This is a genomic window from Virgibacillus sp. M23 (genome assembly GCF_034190895.1).
GTDB classification, from domain to species: Bacteria; Bacillota; Bacilli; order Bacillales; family Amphibacillaceae; genus Virgibacillus; species Virgibacillus salarius.
Genome location: NZ_JAWDHA010000046.1, coordinates 1 through 19,605, shown reverse-complemented (window position 1 = coordinate 19,605; position 19,605 = coordinate 1). Strand labels below are relative to the sequence as shown.

Below are 19,605 nucleotides of genomic sequence, written 5' to 3'. Positions count from 1 at the left end.
GGTTCCCTTTTATGAAATTATTGTTTGTTTGCACAGGCAATACATGTCGCAGTCCAATGGCAGAAGCTTTAGTGAAACATAAAATACCAGAAGCAGAAGTACAATCGGCTGGCATTTTTGCTGCGGAAGGTCAGTATGCAAGTCCAAAAGCCATAGAAGTTTTAAGACAAAAACAAATAGTGCTGAATCATCAATCGCAACCAGTCACAAATAAGCTTTTGAATTGGGCAGACGTTGTTTTGACAATGACAACACAGCATAAGCAATCACTTATAATGGAATATCCTAACTATCAGGATAAGTACTATACGTTAAAAGAATACGTTTCCGAAGCCGATAAAGAAGTATGGAAGAAATTAAAGCAGTCATATGCGGAATATGAGGAAAAAAGGTCACTATTTATCCAAGAAAATCAGCATAAGCTAGATAATTCTCTCTTAGACCAACAGATTCAAGAGTATCTTGCAGAAGACATAACTAATATTCGAAGACTCGAGGCTAATTTAATTAACTACGATATATCAGATCCCTTTGGTGGAGATTTACGAATATATCAAGAGACACTAAATGAATTGGATAAATATATCGATCTACTGCAAAAAAAATTATCAAAATAGGCAGGGGAACGTATTATGGAAAAGAAAAGATATCGTTTTAGTTTACGGCTGAAATTAGTGTTGTTTACGACAGTATTAGCACTGGTAACGTATTCGGTTAGTGCCATTTTTATTTATGTTGTCTTTAATTATGTGCAAAATTACTGGGAAATCTCTGAACAACTATTTACGATCGGAACACTTATACTTGGTATTATTTGGTCAGGGATATTAGCATTTTTTGCAGCCCGTTTCATAGTAAAACCACTAGAAAAGCTTGAAGCCGCTGCATCTGATGCTGCTAAGGGCAACCTGAATCAAGTTATAGAAATTTCTAAATCGGATGATGAAATCAGAGCACTTGGAATCTCATTTGACAAAATGCTTAAAAATCTGACGAATATCGTACATAATATAGATAGGCATTTTGAAAGTACAAATAAATCAGTTATTCATATTAAAGATGCTTCCGATCAGGTTACGCAACATTCTACCTTAATACGCTCGTCAATTGATGATATATCAAAAGGGGCAGAGAGCTCATCAGAAGCTATTCAAAATACTGCTGAAGCAGTTGAATTGGCAACAGAGCTGGCACAAGAGGTTCAGCGTAAGGCGACACACTCAAAAGAAAAATCTGGAGAGATGCTCGACGTCCTAAATCACAGTAAGCTAGCTGTTAATCAACTCGTTGATGGTATTCAGAAGCTAGCCAATGAACAGGAATTATCATTAAAGGATGTTGACCATTTAAAGCAAAATGCCATACAAGTTGAGACGATTATTACCTTGGTTGGTGAAATCGCCGAACAAACAAATTTACTTGCATTAAATGCTTCAATTGAAGCGGCGCGTGCGGGAGAGCATGGAAAAGGTTTTGCAGTAGTAGCTGATGAAATTCGAAAATTAGCTGATCAGAGTGCACAAGCAGTACAGCAAATTTCTGCGTTAATTGCTGCAATTCAAAAAGATGTCTCTGGTGTTGTTGCTAAAATTAACGAAAATGTTTCCTATGCAAAAGCAGAAGCTGCTAATGGTAAAACAACGAACAAGGCAATTGCGCAAATGTCAGGTTCTGTTGAGAATGTAGCTAGTGAAATTGATCGTATCTCGGAATTGGTGGATCGCCAATTAAAATCTATTGAGGATACCGTAAAGCAATCACAAGAGGTTGCTGCGATTGCTGAAGAAACATCGGCTGGAGCAGAAGAGGTAAATGCAGCAATTCACGAGCAAGCATCTACGATTGAACAAGTGGATCATTTAGCACATGAATTAGAAGAGCAAGCTAAGAGCTTAAATCAGCAAATCAATCAGTTTAAAGTAAATTAGTTTGGTACTAGAAAGGAGCAACAAAAAGTGAAGGTAATTGTTACTGCAGATCACGCAGGAATGACTGTCCGTAATGAAATAAAGGACTTACTAGAGGAGATGAACATTGACTATGAGGATGTTGGCTGTAGCTGTGAATCGTCAGTAGATTATCCAGACTACGCATTACCGGCAGCAGAACGAGTAGCCAGTGGAGAATTTGATCGAGGTATCTTTATTTGTGGAACGGGTATTGGAATGTCGATTGCAGCGAATAAGGTAAAAGGTATTCGTTGTGCCTTAACTCATGATGTATATAGTGCGAAATTGACACGCCAACACAATAATTCAAATGTTCTTGCTATGGGGGAACGTGTTGTCGGTCCAGGTCTTGCTCGTGAGGTTGCAAGAATTTGGCTAGAAACGGACTTCGACGGTGGACGTCATGAAAATCGAATTAACAAAATTACAACGTATGAAGAGCAGTAAGGCAAGCTATGGGCTTGCCTAGACTTATATCACATGGTAGGTGATAAAAATGTTCGAACTTCTGAAGCAAATGAAGCTAGAATTGTCTAATATGCAAACGGAATGGGAGAAATCAGGTTTCTTACATCAAGGTGAATTATTTGTAGTAGGATGTTCTACCAGTGAGGTAGCAGGGCAACAAATTGGTACTTCTGGAAGTGAAGAAATCGCAGAAGTCATTTTTGAACAGCTAACTGAATTACAAATAAAAACAGGTATTCACCTCTCATTTCAATGTTGTGAACATTTAAATAGAGCAATTGTCGTAGAACGAAAAGTAATGCAACAATATAAATTAGAAGAAGTATCCGTGATTCCTACCCGTCAAGCGGGTGGATCAATGGCATCGTATGCTTATAAACATTTGAAGGACCCAGTGATTGTCGAATGTATTTCGGCACATGCTGGTATAGATATTGGAGAGACAATGATTGGGATGCATTTAAAATCTGTAGCAGTTCCTATTCGTTTTCAACAGCGTTTTCTCGGTAATGCGAGGGTTGTAGCAGCATATACTCGACCAAAAAGAATTGGTGGGCATCGAGCTGTCTATGCTAGTAGTTGACACAGCTATTCACAAATTATTAATTATTCACATTAGGGTCACTGTTCAAATTATTGGATGAAAGTCTATTGAAATTTATTCCAATGTTTTGAACAACATCTGAAGTGATTAAAATACATAGGAGGTTTTACAATGGAGCATGTGAAACAAATAGATATGGAGTTATTTGAAGCTATGGAAGCAGAGAAAAAACGCCAGCAGGATAAAATTGAACTGATTGCGTCAGAAAATTTCGTCTCAGAAGCAGTTATGGAAGCGATGGGTTCTGTGTTAACAAATAAATATGCAGAGGGTTATCCAGGAAAACGATATTATGGTGGATGCGAGCATGTTGACGTGGTAGAGAATCTAGCTCGTGATCGTGCAAAGCAGTTATTTGGAGCAGATCACGTAAATGTTCAACCTCATTCAGGTGCACAAGCGAACATGGCTGTCTACTTTACAATCTTAGAACCGGGAGATACGGTACTTGGAATGAACTTAAGTCATGGTGGACACTTAACACATGGAAGTCCAGTTAACTTTAGTGGTACGCTTTATAACTTTGTAGATTACGGTGTCGATCAAGAATCTGAACAACTTGACTATCATGCAGTATTAAAAAAAGCGGAAGAAGTTCAGCCGAAGTTAATTGTTGCGGGTGCCAGTGCGTATTCACGAGTTATCGACTTCGCAAAATTTAAAGAGATTGCCGATGCGGTAGGCGCTTATTTAATGGTTGATATGGCACATATTGCTGGACTAGTTGCTGCAGGACTTCATCCAAATCCTGTTCCATACGCTGATTTTGTAACTACAACAACACATAAAACATTGCGTGGTCCACGAGGCGGGATGATATTGTGTAAAGAAGCTTTTGCTAAAAAGATCGATAAAACAGTATTTCCAGGAATGCAGGGTGGCCCTTTAATGCATATTATTGCTGCAAAAGCAGTATCATTCAAAGAAGCATTATCCGATTCTTTTAAATCATACAGCAAGCATATTATTGAAAACGCAACTGTACTTGGAAAGGCATTACAGGAAGAAGGAATTCGTATTGTATCTGGAGGAACGGATAATCACCTTCTGCTTTTAGATGTTACGCCGCTTGGCTTAACAGGAAAGATTTCAGAGAAGGTTCTTGACGATATTGGTATAACTACCAATAAAAACACGATACCATTTGATCAAGAGAGTCCGTTTGTAACAAGTGGGATTCGAATTGGTACTGCTGCAGTTACTTCTCGAGGGTTTGGTAAAGAAGAAATGAAGGAGATTGCTGCTATAATTGCATTAACTTTGAAAAATCACGAAGATGAAACGACTTTGAAAACAGCAGAGCAACGTGTAAAAGCATTAACCGAAAAATTCCCATTATATGCTGTCTTTGCATAGATTTTACAGGGTGTCCTTATGGGCATCCTTTTTTCGAGGTAGACGTGAATAGCTAGGCTAATTTACCATTCATTTAATATGGAAATATTTTCGCTAAGCTTGAAAGCTTATCTATTTTTGAGTACAATTTTAAAGATGCAACTAATACAAAGGAGTGATCGGCAAAATGGGAAAGGTTTTCGTACTGGATCATCCGTTAATTCAGCATAAATTAACGTACATACGAGATAAAAACACTGGAACGAAAGAGTTTCGGGAATTGGTAGATGAAGTTTCCATGCTTATGGCTTTTGAAATTACCAGAAACCTGCCGCTGCAAGAACAAACGATAGAAACACCAGTGATGGAGGCAAAAGCCAACGTACTTGCTGGTAAAAAGATTGGACTTGTACCTATTCTTCGAGCTGGGTTAGGTATGGTTGATGGTATGTTAAAGCTTATCCCGGCAGCGAAAGTAGGTCATGTTGGATTATATCGTGATCCGCAGACACTAAAGCCAGTTGAATATTATGTTAAATTGCCTACGGATATTGAAGAACGTGAATTGATCGTGATTGATCCGATGCTAGCTACTGGTGGATCGGCAAACGATGCAATCCATTCCTTGAAAAAACGGGGGGCACAAAACATTCGGTTGATGTGTCTAATAGCTGCTCCAGAAGGAGTAGAGGTAATTAAGGAAGAGCACCCGGATGTAGATATTTACCTTGGAGCTTTAGATGAGAAGTTAGATGAAAAGGGTTATATAATCCCTGGGCTAGGTGACGCTGGAGACCGTTTGTTCGGAACAAAATAACAATATCCTGTTGGAGTGAATATAAAATGACTAAGCGGATAAAAGTAATGACGATTTTTGGTACAAGGCCAGAAGCGATTAAAATGGCACCTCTTGTACTTGAATTAAATAAGCGATCGGATGAATTTGAATCTATTGTTACTGTTACTGCTCAACATAGAGAAATGCTAGATCAGGTTCTGGAAATTTTTGATATTACACCAGATTATGACCTAAATATTATGAAGAAGCAGCAAACGTTAGCACAAATTACGACGCGGGCATTAGAGGGTTTGGATGAAGTAATGAAAGAAACGAAGCCTGATATTGTTCTTGTCCATGGAGATACTACAACTACTTTTGCAGCTTCACTTGCGGCATTTTACAATCAAATTGCTGTAGGTCACGTAGAAGCTGGTCTTAGAACTTGGAATAAATACTCTCCGTATCCTGAGGAAATGAATAGGCAGCTTACTGGCGTTATGGCAGATCTGCATTTTTCACCAACGGATAAATCCAAGCAGAATTTAATACAGGAAAACAAGTCTGAGAAGCATATAGCTGTGACAGGGAATACGGCTATAGATGCGTTGAAAACGACGGTAAATGCATCCTACAGTCATCCAATCCTTAATAAAATTGGAGACAAACGCCTTGTTTTAATGACTGCTCATCGGAGAGAAAATTTAGGTAATAATATGCAGCAAATGTTTCGAGCAATTAAGCGATTGGTTGAGACACATGACGATATTCAGGTCGTATACCCAGTGCATTTGAATCCGGTCGTTCAACAGACTGCGAATGAAATTTTAGGAAATGATGAAAGAATTCAACTAATTGAACCACTCGGAGTAGTCGATTTTCATAATTTTGCAGCTCGTTCTCATTTGATTTTGACTGATTCTGGTGGTGTTCAGGAAGAAGCACCTTCTTTAGGTGTGCCTGTCCTTGTGTTGCGAGATACAACGGAACGGCCAGAAGGAATAGATGCAGGTACATTAAAATTAGCAGGGACAGATGAAGAGACAATTTTTCAACTAGCTAATGAATTGTTATCCGATCAAGACGCACATGATAAAATGGCAAAAGCTTCTAATCCTTATGGGGACGGAGAAGCTTCACGTCGAATAGCAGATGAAATAAAGAAATACTTTTCGAAATAAAAAATATCTAAAAAACATGATAAAGCCGAACGGATCCGAAGGCTGTTTTAGCGTTTCGGGATGATCGTTCGGCTGTTTTCTTTGACTCCCAACATCCTTTCCCACACCCTTTTTCCTCTAAAAAAGTAATTGATGATATGTGCCTAACAATTATTCAAACGTTTGTACAATATAGCATTAAATATGACAAGTGCATAGTTTTTGTCTTGTTTTCAAAAGCTAATGGCAGAAAGGAGTTTAATTATAATGCGTCCATTGCTTTTTGTTATTACCCTCTTAATGATAATGATCCCACTATCTTCATCCTTGGCTGCTGAGGATAGCTTAGACAAGCAGTCCATTATCGTAGAAGTTGAAGGAAGTCCTAGTGAACATCGAAATTATCTACAGGATCATTATCCCTTTATTGACGTCGTAGCTGTTTATACAAAATTATTTAATGGGCTCGCACTGCAAGGAACCCCACAAGAATTACAAAGAATGCAATCACTGGATTTTGTGAAAAATGTACATGCAGTAAAAACATATGAAACAACAAGATTCAAAAATTTAGGCGTTGATAGTGAAAATGCCGTTTTTCCATATGAATTAAATGATACAGGCTATACTGGAGAAGGTGTAAAAGTAGGTGTGATTGATACAGGAATTGACTATGAACATCCTGATTTACAAAAGAACTATCAAAGGGGATATGATCTGGTAGATTTGGATGATGATCCAATGGAAACGAAGTCTAAGCAGGGCATCCCTACCTTACATGGATCTCACGTATCTGGAATTATTGCTGCGAATGGGCAATTGAAAGGTGTAGCACCTGAGGCTGATATCTATGCGTACCGTGCACTTGGTCCAGGTGGCAGTGGTACGTCGGTACAAGTTATTGCGGCAATGGAGCAGGCAGTGGAAGATGGTGTGGATATCATGAATCTATCATTAGGAAATAGTGTGAATGGACCTGATTACCCAACAAGTGTGGCAGTAAACAAAGCTGCAGAACTCGGTATAGCTGTAGTGATAGCAAATGGTAATAACGGTCCAGCTAATTGGACTGTTGGATCACCAGCTACAGCAAATAAAGCATTGTCAGTTGGAGCTTCTAGTCCAGAACGAGAGATGCCATTCCTCTATGAAAGATGGGATGATAAACAGATTAGTCTATCCACTATGTCAGGGTCTGTACCATGGAATCTTGATACGTTTTATGAGATAGTAAATGCTGATACAACAGCAAATGTTAAAGGTAAAATTGCGTTGTTCACGCGTGATGACGTGCCTTTTTCACAAAAGGCACAAGCGGCTCAAGTAGCAGGAGCTAAAGCGGTAGTTATTCACAATAATGAAGAAGGTCATTTTCAGGGGATGATTCATACAGATAAGCAGCCAATTAACATACCAGTGGCATCGATTTCTCAAAGCGACGGGGAATGGCTAAAGAAAAAATTAGATGAAAAAGAGAAGCTTTCTTTAGAAACCAACTATAAAAAAATAGAAGAATCCATTGCAGACTTTAGTTCTAGAGGTCCTGTAACCGTTAATTGGAACATAAAACCTGATATTTTAGCTCCAGGTGCTTCAATAGTAAGCACTGTCCCAGGTGGTTATCAAGCATTGCAAGGAACAAGCATGGCTGCACCGCATGTGGCAGGCGCGATTGCCTTAGTAAAAGAAGCAAATCCAACTTGGTCAAATGCAAAAATCTATGGAGCCATAAAAACTACAGCAGCAAGATTGAAAAATGATGAGGAAGAGTCTATTGATCCTATTGTTCAGGGTATGGGTCTAATTCAACCAAAACAAGCTATAGAGGCGGAGACTATTTTATATGACCCACAATTAACGTTTGGTCAAATTGATGACTATAGTGAAAATAGAAAGCGAAAAACGATAATTGAAAACACCAGTAATAAAACGAAAACCTATCATTTTAAGATTCCATATAAACAAGCAGGATTGAGCTGGAAACTACCAAAATCTTTTACACTAAAACCGCATGAAAAAAAGCAAATAACAATTGAGTTAAGGGTAACATCTTCACAATTAAAAAAAGGTGTACATCAAGGTTGGATAACCCTTAATGAGCAAGGTAACACATATGAAATGCCTTATTTGTTTGTAAATAAATCTGCGGACAACCCTAAAGCAATGGGCTTTGAATTTTCATTAAAACCTTTTTCCGATGATGTATTTACGTATCGATTATATGTAACAGAACCGGCACAGCGCGTTGATATTGATCTTTACAATCCGGATACACTCGTTTATGAGCGTAGACTAATGACCAAGGAAGATATGAATACAGGAGTAAATGAAGGACAATTAAAGAAATCGGAAGCTGGTGAGTCAGGCCATTATTTAGCAATTGTTACAGTCCAATTAGCAGATGGATCATATGAGAGCCATCAAACGATGATAACAATACCTTAATAAGTATAAAGTAATCATTTGTTCACAGAAATGTCACGAATTAGCAAAGGAAAATCCACTATACTGATAATAGGATTTTCCTGGCTTTTGTTATACCTTAGTGGGTTTACAAACAGTTTCAAAAAAAACGTCAAATCCCTTGAATCATGTTGTAAATTTTGGCTAGTAAATTTAATGCAAAATATGCCTGAAACTAATTGACATTAAGGGGTTGCTCCTGTAAACTTGCTTAGTGTGGAATGGTAGGGGTTTCACAGCACTTAAGTACATTTCTCCTTATTTAATAGCCGTTACATAATATACGATGTAACCCAGCTGAAAGAACATAAGATTTTCCACACAGAAACTTCGAATCCAATGAATGTGAAAACAAAGAACAACGAGGAATACGCATAAGGAATAAACCACAGTTTAGGTTAGTTTCCGAATGTTTGAAAGAATAAGTACATGCTATTCAACTTCTGTTGATAAATGACGAGGGAAGAGGGAATTATGTCGCAATTTGAAAAAATGACTGCACGACAACGCAAGTGGATGTTCTACCTTCTCGCTATTTTTGTACTTGGGGCTGGATTCACACCATATCCTCGTATTTTCCTCGGGCTGCTTTTAGGGAGCATTGTAAGTTTTTATAACTTATATTTACTCCAAAAGAAAATTGTCGATTTTACTGATGCGGCAGCCAATAAAACACCAACTCGAGGTATCGGCACTGTATCAAGATTCGCTGCGGCTGCTTTAGCAATTATTATTGCACTTCGAATGGAGGAGAACTTTCACATCATTGCTGTATTAATTGGATTAATGACATCCTATCTCGTCATTATGATAGATTTTGCTCTTTATAACATTAAACATTCGAGCAAGAAAGAGGGGTGAATAACGTGGATCATACTGCACCGATTTACCATGACTTATTTGGTATTTCATGGCTTGATTTTAATTTATCTAATGTATTAATGATGTTCATTACATCACTTATTGTATTTGTATTGTGTGTTCTAGGTGCTAGGAAGCTACAAATGAAGCCATCAGGCGCACAAAATGTAATGGAATGGATCCTAGATTTTGTAAAAGGAATCATCAATGACACCATGGATTGGAAGACTGGGAAACTATTCCTCCCACTAGCATTAACACTGTTCACTTATATTTTAGTAGGAAACATGCTAGGGGTAATTACAAACGGTGTTGTTGGTCATGATGTATGGTGGAAGTCACCAACTGCTGATCCAGGAATAACACTAACGTTATCAGCAATGGTAATTGTTTTAACACATTTTTATGGTATTAAACTTCGCGGTGGAAAAGCATACTTAAAGAGTTATGTACAACCTCTATGGCCGCTATTTCCAATTAAAATCGTCGAAGAGTTCTCAAACACTCTTACATTAGGCTTACGTCTATTTGGTAACTTGTATGCAGGGGAAGTATTACTTTCTCTATTAGTAGGTTTAACTACTTCTTCCGTATTAGGATTTTTAGGTGGAGCTATTCCATTCTTGGCATGGCAAGGATTCAGTGTGTTTATTGGAGGAATTCAAGCCTTTATCTTCACGATGTTGGCAATGGTTTATATGTCACATAAAGTAAGTGAAGATCACTAATATCGTTAATTAGCCTGTCTTTATATTTGAGATAGGAAATTATTAAAAACTTATACAACATTTTGAGGAGGATTTATATTATGGGAGCTTTAGCAGCTGCAATAGCAGTAGGATTAGGTGCATTAGGTGCTGGTGTAGGTAACGGTTTAATCGTTAGTCGTACAGTTGAAGGGATTGCCCGTCAACCAGAATTAAAAGGTCAATTACAAACAACTATGTTTATTGGTGTAGGTTTAGTTGAGGCAATGCCGATTATTGCCGTAGTTATCGCATTAATGGTTATGTAGAAATAGAATGTATCTTTAATGGCGAAGACCATCTTTATAAAGTGCTTCGCCGTTGTTTGTAATGAGTAGGAAGTAGAAGATAGATGGTTCACGATAAGAAGTGAAAGGAGTGAATTCTGTGCAAGCATTCACGGATTATTCGATGATTTATGCAGCACTTGGTGGTTTCCATTACGGTGATATGTTAATGCAATTGTTTTTCTTTATTGTATTGCTTCTTTTAGTTCGTAAATTTGCTTGGGGTCCAGTTATGAACATGATGCAAAAGCGCGAGGACTATGTTGCAGGTGAAATTGAAGCAGCTGAAAAAAGTCGTGCCGAAGCAGAACAGGCTTCTAAAGAAGCAATGGAACAACTAAAGCAGACGAAGCAAGAAGCGCAAGCAATGATTGAAGAAGCACGGAATGCTGGAACTAGACAGCAAGAAGAAATTATCGCTGCTGCAAAAGCAGAAGCTGATCGCATGAAAGAATCAGCTCAGGTTGATATTCAGAATGAGAAGGAAAAGGCACTGCAAGCATTGCAGGATAAAGTTGCTTCCTTATCTGTACTTATCGCAAGTAAAGTAATTGAAAAAGAAATAAGTTCTCAGGATCAGGAGAAACTTATTAACGATTACATTAAAGAGGTAGGAGAAGAGCTATGAGTAATGCAGTAGTTGCAAAGCGATATGCAGAGGCTCTTTTTCAACTAGGAAATGAAAAAGCTACATTAGAACAGCTTTTAGATGAGCTTCGTGTGGTTAAAAAAGTAGTTGAAGATAATGAAGATCTTTATATATTCCTAAAGCATCCACGTATTACTAATGAGAAAAAGAAACAGTTCCTTGACGAAGTGTTTAACGGTCTTCAAATAGATGTTATCAATACGATGAAACTATTAGTAGAAAGACATCGCATTGAACTCACTTCATCCATTATTGATCATTTTATCCAGTTAGTAAATGATGCGAAAGGGATTGCAGATGCGACTGTTTATTCGGTTCGTAAATTAGCGGATGAAGAACGCCGTGAATTAGAAGATAGCTTTGCTAAACGATTTAATAAGAAGAAAATCATGCTTACAAACGTTGTAGATCCAACACTTATAGGTGGAATGAAAATTCGTTTAGGAAATACGATTTATGATGGCTCCGTTAGCGGCAAGCTAAAAAGAATCGAACGAAATATTGTAACTGCAAACAAATGAAGATAGGGGTGAAATGGTATGAGCATCAAAGCAGAAGAAATCAGTAATCTGATTAAGCAACAAATCGAAACTTTCGATTCAGATATTGAAGTAAGTGATGTCGGCACTGTTATCGAAATTGGTGACGGTATCGCACGTGCTCACGGTCTTGATAATACAATGGCTGGTGAGTTACTAGAATTCTCTAATGGTGTAATGGGATTAGCACAAAACCTTGAGGAAAGCAATGTTGGTATTGTAATTCTTGGCCCTTACACTGGTATTAAAGAAGGCGACGAAGTTCGTCGTACGGGACGTATTATGCAAGTACCTGTTGGAGAGGAATTAATCGGACGTGTTGTTAACCCGTTAGGTCAGCCATTAGATGGCAAAGGATCTATTGAAACGTCTAACACACGCCCAATCGAAGCCCAGGCACCAGGTGTAATGGATCGTAAATCGGTTGATGAACCATTACAAACAGGTATTAAAGCGATCGACGCTCTTGTACCAATCGGACGTGGGCAACGTGAATTAATTATTGGTGACCGCCAAACTGGTAAAACAACAGTTGCTGTTGATACTATTTTGAACCAATCTGACCAAGACATGATTTGTATCTATGTAGCAATCGGTCAAAAAGAATCAACTGTAAGAAGTACGGTAGAGACGTTCCGTCGTCACGGTGCATTAGACTATACAATTGTTGTATCAGCTAGTGCATCTGACCCAGCACCATTATTGTATCTTGCTCCTTATGCTGGTGTAGCAATGGGTGAAGAGTTTATGTATAACGGAAAGCACGTACTTGTTGTATACGATGATCTATCAAAACAAGCTGTAGCATATCGTGAGCTTTCATTACTATTGCGTCGCCCACCAGGACGTGAAGCATTCCCAGGGGATGTATTCTACATCCACTCGCGTCTTCTTGAACGGGCTGCTAAGTTAAGTGATGCAATGGGAGGCGGCTCATTAACTGCACTCCCATTTGTTGAAACACAAGCTGGTGACATCGCTGCCTATATTCCAACAAACGTAATTTCGATTACAGACGGACAGATATTCTTACAATCTGATTTATTCTTCTCTGGGGTTCGTCCGGCAATCAATGCTGGTTTATCTGTATCTCGTGTTGGTGGATCAGCACAAATTAAAGCAATGAAAAAAGTTGCTGGTACACTTCGCTTAGATTTAGCATCTTATCGTGAGTTAGAGGCATTCTCTCAATTTGGATCTGATCTTGATAAATCAACTCAAGCAAAATTGAATCGTGGTCAGCGTACAGTTGAGATTCTTAAACAAGGGCTTCATAAGCCAATGGTTGTTGAAAAACAGGTGATGAGTCTTTATGCATTAACAAGAGGATTCCTTGATGATATTCCAGTTGAAGACATTCTTCGTTTTGAAGAAGAGATGAACATTTGGATGGATAGCAACCGTAAAGAACTATTAGACTCTATTCGTGAAACTGGAAAACTTCCAGAAGAGTCTGATATGAACGATGCAATCGAAACATTCAAGAAAACATTCTTGCCTTCTGAAGGTTAGAACTTAGTATGAGATACAATACGCGTAACCTTTTACATGAAAGGGCGGTGAAATAGCTTGGCATCACTTAGAGATATTAAAGGTAGAATTGATTCTACGAAGAAGACAAGAAAGATCACTTCTGCTATGCAAATGGTATCTGCTTCTAAGATGGCAAAAGCAGAACAAAATACCAAGGCATTTGAACCTTATAGCCAAAAAATCCAGGAGGTCATGGCAAATATTGCTAACTCCTCGACAGATGCAACGCATCCAATGCTGGAGATGCGTGAGGTTAAGAAGAGCGGTTACCTTGTTATTACAGCAGATAAAGGTCTTGTAGGGGCATACAATAGTAATGTTTTAAAAAGCCTTTATAAAACGATTCAGGATCGCCATAAGTCAAAAGATGAATATACGATTATTGCAATTGGACGTATGGGTTATGAATTTTGTAAAAAAATGGATCTTCCTGTTGCTAAAAGTGTCATAGGGATCGCAGATCAACCTGATTTTGCAGACATTAAAGCACTTGCTTCTGAAACGGTACAATTGTATGCCGATGAGGAAATTGATGAATTATATATGTTCTATAACCACTATGTTAGTGCAATCTCACAAAAAGTTACGACGACACAACTGTTGCCGATTACTAATCTGGGAGAACAGGCTAGCTCTAGTAGTGAATACGAATATGAACCAAATGCGCAGCAAATTCTCGATATACTTTTACCTCAATACGCAGAAAGTTTAATCTATGGTGCATTATTAGATGGTAAAGCGAGTGAACACGCGGCAAGTATGACGGCGATGAAGAGTGCAACGGATAATGCTGGCGAGCTTATTGATGACTTGACATTAACCTATAACCGCGTGCGTCAAGCTGCAATTACGCAGGAGATTACGGAAATCAGCGGAGGAGTAGCTGCTCTCGAGTAGCATTCCTTGCGTTTTCTGGAAAGTTAGTTAGGAGGGAAATCGATGAGCAAAGGACTTGTTACACAAGTTATGGGACCTGTCGTTGACGTTAAATTCGAAGACGGACAGCTTCCTGATATTTACAACGCTTTATCAGTCCAAGTGGTTACTGATCAAAAAACAGGCTCAACGACAGAGCTAGCATTAGAAGTAGCGCTGCACTTAGGTGATAATAGCGTTCGGACAATTGCTATGTCATCAACAGATGGTTTGAAGCGTGGAATAGAAGTTGAAGACAAAGGAAAGCCAATTTCTGTTCCTGTTGGTGATGTGACACTTGGAAGAGTATTTAATGTACTTGGTGAGAATATTGATTTAGATGAGCCATTATCTACAGAAGTACGTCGTGATCCAATTCACCGTCAAGCACCAGAATTTGAAGACCTGACTACGGAGACGGAAATATTAGAGACGGGTATCAAGGTCGTTGATTTATTAGCACCTTATGTTAAAGGTGGTAAGATTGGTTTGTTTGGCGGTGCTGGGGTTGGTAAGACCGTCTTAATCCAAGAATTAATTAATAATATCGCCCAAGAGCATGGTGGTATTTCCGTGTTCGCAGGTGTTGGTGAACGTACACGTGAAGGTAATGATCTTTATTATGAAATGAAGGACTCAGGTGTTATTGCTAAAACAGCGATGGTATTTGGTCAAATGAACGAACCACCAGGTGCTCGTATGCGCGTAGCATTATCCGGTCTAACAATGGCTGAGTACTTCCGTGATGAACAGGGACAAGACGTATTATTGTTCATCGATAACATTTTCCGTTTCACACAGGCTGGTTCAGAGGTATCTGCACTTCTTGGACGTATGCCATCAGCGGTTGGATACCAACCAACACTTGCTACAGAAATGGGACAATTACAAGAACGAATTACATCAACAAATAAAGGATCTGTTACTTCTATTCAGGCAATTTATGTGCCTGCCGATGACTATACAGACCCTGCACCAGCGACAACATTTGCTCATTTAGATGCAACAACAAACCTTGATCGTGGATTATCTGAGCAAGGTATTTATCCTGCGGTGGATCCTTTAGCATCTACATCACGTGCATTAGACCCTGAGGTCGTTGGAAACGATCATTATCAAGTAGCAGTAGAAGTACAACAAACACTACAGCGTTATCGTGAGCTACAGGATATCATCGCTATTCTTGGTATGGATGAATTGAGTGATGAGGATAAATTAGTTGTTGCTCGTGCTCGCCGTATTCAATTCTTCCTATCTCAAAACTTCCACGTTGCTGAGCAGTTCACAGGACAAAAGGGTTCATATGTACCTGTAGCAGAAACAGTGAAAGGATTTAGAGAAATTCTAGACGGTAAACATGATGACCTTCCGGAAGATGCTTTCCGTTTAGTTGGACGTATTGAAGAAGTAGTGGAAAAAGCAAAAGAAATGGAATAATAGAAGTTGGCTGAAGCTATGGAAAAGTATGTATATACTTGGTCAATCCAATACATTGATTGCTTCATGTCAACAGAGGAGGGGTTACATTGAAAACACTAACTGTGAGTGTTGTTACTCCTGACGGTCCAATACTGGAAGATAGTTTTGAAATGGTCAGCTGTAAAGCAGAGAGTGGAGAACTGGGGATTTTACCAGGGCACATCCCACTTGTAGCACCATTATCCATTAGTGCTGTCCGTTTAAAGCGTGAAAATAATATCGAACGATTAGCGGTTAATGGAGGTTTTATGGAGGTTAGACCAGACAAGGTGACGATTCTAGCACAATCTGCTGAAAAACCTACAGATATAGATATTCAACGTGCAGAAGCTGCAAAAGCTCGTGCAGAACAACGCCTGCAGTCGAAACAAGACAATGTTGACTTCCTGAGGGCAGAATTAGCACTCCAAAGAGCGATAAATCGACTAAAAGTCGCAAAGTAAGCAATGGTGTTTGTCCACCATAGCATAGCGTTACTCATGTGATCATAGGTCAGTAATATTCATTGGGCAATGTTAATAATCATTCTTAATAGTTGCTTATTACCTTAAAAACCTTTTATAACAAAAGTTATAAAAGGTTTTTTACTTCATGATATACCATAAAATCTGAATTCCCACTAAAAATTACATTAATTAACAATGTATACATTAAATACAAGAAAAAGTGAAACCCCAATCAATGGGTTTTTTACTGTGTAAAGTATGAATAGTTTGTCGATATTTCCCGGGAAATGGATAAAATGTAACTTCAATCAGCGAGCGATGTTTATCCCCCACTTATCCATATTGGTTTCACTTTATTGTTTGAAGCGGCGTCTTACTGTCAGTTATATGAGGAATAAAAGTAAGCGTTTGATAATCGCTCTCCTTCTATTTCTCTACATGATTGACTTTTTTTAGCATACATGGCAAAGTTAGAAAGAGTAATAAAATAAAGGTGGTACTTATGTTTTCGATTGGACAACAAGCAATAATTAGTATTCTATCGCATCTACTATTTATATATCTCACATGGCGGTTAATAACGGCAATCAACTTTGAACCTATTATTAAGAAAGGACGAGCAAAGGAAGCTCAAATCTTTATCTTATTTATAACGATCGTTATTGGCTCTGGAGTAAGTAGGTTCTTTTTAGAAATTCTCCAATGGTCTAGAGATTTAAATCACTTATTTTAATTAATATTTTATAAATCTAGTAAAATGTCATAATTTGTATCGTATGTATTGAGATCTCTCGGTTCATACTATGGGTAACTATAGTTGGACACGGGGGATTTTATTATGAAAAAGATATTTATATTATCTATTATGCTACTAATGATTACAAATAATGTTGCAGCGAAGCAATCATTTAATCAAAAAGAGCTTGTTGATTTAGCTAATTATATGATGAATAACAGTGCCAAGGTGGAAGATTGGCAAGTAACTTTAAAGGAAGCTATCACTAGAGAGGATAGTAAACATCTTGTACATGAGTTACAAACCAACTTTAAACCTAATTTTTCCGAGGACAAAAATAAGTTAAAATATTCCTTTAGTGACGCTCTATTACCAGAGGGGATTAACGTATTATATAATGTGGTGATTCCTAAGCAAAAGCAGTATAATGCAGAACTCATTATTGTTATTAAAGGAAAGAGCTGGAGTAAAGAAATTGAAAAAAACTATAGAAACGTATTAACTACTAGTTTAAATGCATATTTTACTGAAGCTGTAAAAAAATTTGCTTGTCTGACGACTAAGGGGAATGATATAATAAGTGGTGATTATTTTTTAGAAAACATGACAAATTATTTTCAAGTACAACAAGTAAAGACACAATTTGATAATGTGAAGAATTCAACGCATAAAAAAATAATTTATGGGTATACACCTCTATGGAATCAAAAAATTTCTGTAGATAATACATCTATGAACTTACAAATCGCAATCAAAGATACAGGATCGGACTATCCTACATATACGATAGGAACACCTATCCTAATAAATGAATATTAATATAATGAAATTGGATCTGAAGGAGATTTGAAATATGGAAAAAATCATCGTAAGAGGCGGACACCAATTGGAGGGCACCGTTAGGGTTGAAGGTGCTAAAAATGCTGTACTTCCTGTCATTGCAGCCAGTCTTATTGCAAGTGAAGGAAAGAGTGTTATTACAGATGTCCCTGAACTCGCTGATGTATATACAATTAATCAAGTATTGAGCAATATGAATGCAGATGTTACATTTGAAAATAATACAGTTACTGTTGATGCTTCAAATAAATTAACTACGGAAGCCCCATTTGAATATGTTCGTAAAATGCGTGCCTCTGTATTAGTAATCGGACCATTACTGGCACGCTATGGCCATGCAAAAGTAGCTATGCCTGGTGGATGCGCAATTGGGTCAAGACCAATAGATTTGCATTTAAAAGGGTTCGAGGCTATGGGTGCAGAAACTCATGTTGGTAATGGCTTTGTAGAACTGAACGTAGATGGGCGTCTTAAAGGTGCAAAAATTTATTTAGATATGCCTAGCGTTGGTGCAACAGAAAATATCATGATGGCTGCTGCGCTTGCAGAGGGTAAGACAATAATCGAAAACTGTGCAAAAGAACCAGAGATTGTTGACTTGGCAAATTATTTAAATAAAATGGGTGCTAAAGTTGTTGGTGCTGGTACAGAGACGATTCGAATTGAAGGTGTAGATTCACTACATGGGGTTGAACATACCATTATCCCGGATCGAGTTGAAGCAGGTACATTTATGGTTGCAGCTGCAATTACAAATGGAAATGTATTGATTGAAAATGCAGAAAAGGAACATCTTCGTTCTGTTATTTCTAAACTGGAAGAGATGAACGTTTCTATTACTGAAGAAGACAATGGTCTTCGTGTTATTGGTCCTAAGAAGCTTAAGGCAACTGATATAAAGACTCTACCACATCCAGGATTTCCTACAGATATGCAATCACAAATGATGGCACTGATGCTAGCTGCTCAAGGTACAAGTGTTATTACGGAAACGGTATTTGAGAATCGGTTTATGCATGTAGAGGAATTCCGACGCATGAATGCAAAAATGAAAATCGAAGGTCATAGTGTCATTATTGAGGGTCCAAGTAACCTTCAAGGTGCAGAAGTAGCAGCAACAGATTTACGTGCCGCAGCTGCATTAATTTTAGCTGGTTTATGTGCTGAAGGTGTTACTAGAGTAACAGAGCTAAAGCATTTGGATCGCGGATATGTAGATTTTTCTGGTAAGCTTGCATCCCTTGGAGCTGATATTGAACGAGTGGATGAGAATGGCCACGCCATAGATTCTTTTGTACAAGTAGATGCCACAAATAATCAAATTGCTGCTGAGCTATCTTAATCATGCTATGGAAAAAATACGAATTGTTAAACAGGTGATGGTTTCTTGCCACATCTGTTTTTTTATTGTCTAGGAAGTTATGAAATTATTCCATGTGGATAAATATGAGCGTGTTAAGCCGCATCCAGCTCCAGTGCTCAGAAACGAGGCGACTTCACGAATCGCCCTACAATAAGTTCGGATCACAAGCTCACCGTGAATTCCTTTATCTCCGTTGACTCGCTCCAGGCTACGTTTCTAATCGGGCGCTTGCGCTTTTGTTCTAAGTTAAGAAAGTATAAAATCAGTGCAATGACTGCGTTAAGCCAGGTAGTTATTTTGAAATGTTTGATGTATATTGGCAATGCCCCGACTAATTACTTCGCTTTCCGCGGGCACGGCCTCAACTAACTTTGCAAAGAAGAACACGTTGCAAAGTGGATTTTCGGCTCGCGCTAATCCCGCAGGAGTCTACGTAATTAGTCTCCGCTATGAG

At 38.3% G+C, this 19,605-nt stretch carries 20 protein-coding genes; all 20 read left to right on the top strand.

The genetic code is table 11. The features are described 5' to 3' along the window. The first annotated feature begins 11 nt into the window (after window positions 1-11). Window positions 12-617 (top strand): low molecular weight protein arginine phosphatase, encoded by a 606-nt coding sequence (locus RVS70_RS15755; protein WP_166530107.1) that lies wholly within the window; start codon window positions 12-14, stop codon window positions 615-617. A gap of 15 nt (window positions 618-632) precedes the next feature. Then, window positions 633-1,928 carry a methyl-accepting chemotaxis protein gene (locus RVS70_RS15750; RefSeq protein WP_026681787.1) on the top strand — a complete coding sequence of 432 codons (1,296 nt, stop codon included), beginning with the start codon at window positions 633-635 and terminating at the stop codon, window positions 1,926-1,928. A 27-nt stretch (window positions 1,929-1,955) separates the two neighbouring features. After that, the gene (gene rpiB, locus RVS70_RS15745) at window positions 1,956-2,396 is read left to right on the top strand and encodes a ribose 5-phosphate isomerase B (RefSeq protein ID WP_026681786.1); all 441 of its coding nucleotides are present in this window, start codon (window positions 1,956-1,958) and stop codon (window positions 2,394-2,396) included. Between the two features lie 91 nt (window positions 2,397-2,487). Beyond that, window positions 2,488-3,000 (top strand): TIGR01440 family protein, encoded by a 513-nt coding sequence (locus RVS70_RS15740; RefSeq protein ID WP_371414005.1) that lies wholly within the window; start codon window positions 2,488-2,490, stop codon window positions 2,998-3,000. Window positions 3,001-3,132: 132 nt separating this feature from the next. Further along, complete coding sequence (gene glyA, locus RVS70_RS15735) at window positions 3,133-4,377, top strand: serine hydroxymethyltransferase (protein ID WP_026681784.1); 1,245 nt, start codon at window positions 3,133-3,135, stop codon at window positions 4,375-4,377. A 166-nt stretch (window positions 4,378-4,543) separates the two neighbouring features. Further along, window positions 4,544-5,173 carry a uracil phosphoribosyltransferase gene (gene upp / locus RVS70_RS15730; RefSeq protein ID WP_026681783.1) on the top strand — a complete coding sequence of 210 codons (630 nt, stop codon included), beginning with the start codon at window positions 4,544-4,546 and terminating at the stop codon, window positions 5,171-5,173. A gap of 26 nt (window positions 5,174-5,199) precedes the next feature. Next, on the top strand, window positions 5,200-6,315 hold the full coding sequence (gene wecB / locus RVS70_RS15725) for a non-hydrolyzing UDP-N-acetylglucosamine 2-epimerase (RefSeq protein ID WP_026681782.1): 1,116 nt from the start codon (window positions 5,200-5,202) through the stop codon (window positions 6,313-6,315). Between the two features lie 246 nt (window positions 6,316-6,561). Next, on the top strand, window positions 6,562-8,739 hold the full coding sequence (locus RVS70_RS15720) for a S8 family serine peptidase (RefSeq protein ID WP_205389108.1): 2,178 nt from the start codon (window positions 6,562-6,564) through the stop codon (window positions 8,737-8,739). Window positions 8,740-9,231: 492 nt separating this feature from the next. Further along, window positions 9,232-9,618, top strand: coding sequence for an ATP synthase subunit I (locus tag RVS70_RS15715; protein ID WP_026681780.1), 387 nt, complete (start codon window positions 9,232-9,234; stop codon window positions 9,616-9,618). A gap of 5 nt (window positions 9,619-9,623) precedes the next feature. Beyond that, window positions 9,624-10,346, top strand: coding sequence for a F0F1 ATP synthase subunit A (gene atpB, locus RVS70_RS15710; RefSeq protein ID WP_026681779.1), 723 nt, complete (start codon window positions 9,624-9,626; stop codon window positions 10,344-10,346). Between the two features lie 80 nt (window positions 10,347-10,426). After that, window positions 10,427-10,633, top strand: a complete 207-nt coding sequence (gene atpE / locus RVS70_RS15705; protein ID WP_019378207.1) for a F0F1 ATP synthase subunit C — start codon at window positions 10,427-10,429, stop codon at window positions 10,631-10,633. A 118-nt stretch (window positions 10,634-10,751) separates the two neighbouring features. Next, window positions 10,752-11,279: a F0F1 ATP synthase subunit B gene (atpF, locus tag RVS70_RS15700; protein ID WP_026681778.1), complete on the top strand. Its 528-nt coding sequence runs from the start codon at window positions 10,752-10,754 to the stop codon at window positions 11,277-11,279. Continuing rightward, window positions 11,276-11,821, top strand: a complete 546-nt coding sequence (locus RVS70_RS15695) for a F0F1 ATP synthase subunit delta (RefSeq protein ID WP_026681777.1) — start codon at window positions 11,276-11,278, stop codon at window positions 11,819-11,821. Before atpF ends, RVS70_RS15695 begins: the two co-directional genes overlap by 4 nt. Window positions 11,822-11,839: 18 nt before the next feature. Beyond that, the gene (atpA, locus tag RVS70_RS15690) at window positions 11,840-13,351 is read left to right on the top strand and encodes a F0F1 ATP synthase subunit alpha (protein ID WP_026681776.1); all 1,512 of its coding nucleotides are present in this window, start codon (window positions 11,840-11,842) and stop codon (window positions 13,349-13,351) included. Between the two features lie 57 nt (window positions 13,352-13,408). After that, window positions 13,409-14,269 carry an ATP synthase F1 subunit gamma gene (atpG, locus tag RVS70_RS15685; protein ID WP_166530108.1) on the top strand — a complete coding sequence of 287 codons (861 nt, stop codon included), beginning with the start codon at window positions 13,409-13,411 and terminating at the stop codon, window positions 14,267-14,269. A 42-nt stretch (window positions 14,270-14,311) separates the two neighbouring features. Further along, window positions 14,312-15,724, top strand: coding sequence for a F0F1 ATP synthase subunit beta (gene atpD, locus RVS70_RS15680; protein WP_026681774.1), 1,413 nt, complete (start codon window positions 14,312-14,314; stop codon window positions 15,722-15,724). 89 nt (window positions 15,725-15,813) lie between these two features. After that, window positions 15,814-16,209, top strand: coding sequence for a F0F1 ATP synthase subunit epsilon (locus RVS70_RS15675; RefSeq protein ID WP_026681773.1), 396 nt, complete (start codon window positions 15,814-15,816; stop codon window positions 16,207-16,209). Between the two features lie 505 nt (window positions 16,210-16,714). Continuing rightward, window positions 16,715-16,945, top strand: coding sequence for a DUF1146 family protein (locus tag RVS70_RS15670; RefSeq protein WP_026681772.1), 231 nt, complete (start codon window positions 16,715-16,717; stop codon window positions 16,943-16,945). A 105-nt stretch (window positions 16,946-17,050) separates the two neighbouring features. Further along, on the top strand, window positions 17,051-17,767 hold the full coding sequence (locus RVS70_RS15665) for a YwmB family TATA-box binding protein (RefSeq protein WP_026681771.1): 717 nt from the start codon (window positions 17,051-17,053) through the stop codon (window positions 17,765-17,767). A gap of 34 nt (window positions 17,768-17,801) precedes the next feature. Beyond that, complete coding sequence (murA, locus tag RVS70_RS15660) at window positions 17,802-19,130, top strand: UDP-N-acetylglucosamine 1-carboxyvinyltransferase (RefSeq protein WP_026681770.1); 1,329 nt, start codon at window positions 17,802-17,804, stop codon at window positions 19,128-19,130. The last annotated feature ends 475 nt before the right edge of the window (window positions 19,131-19,605 follow it).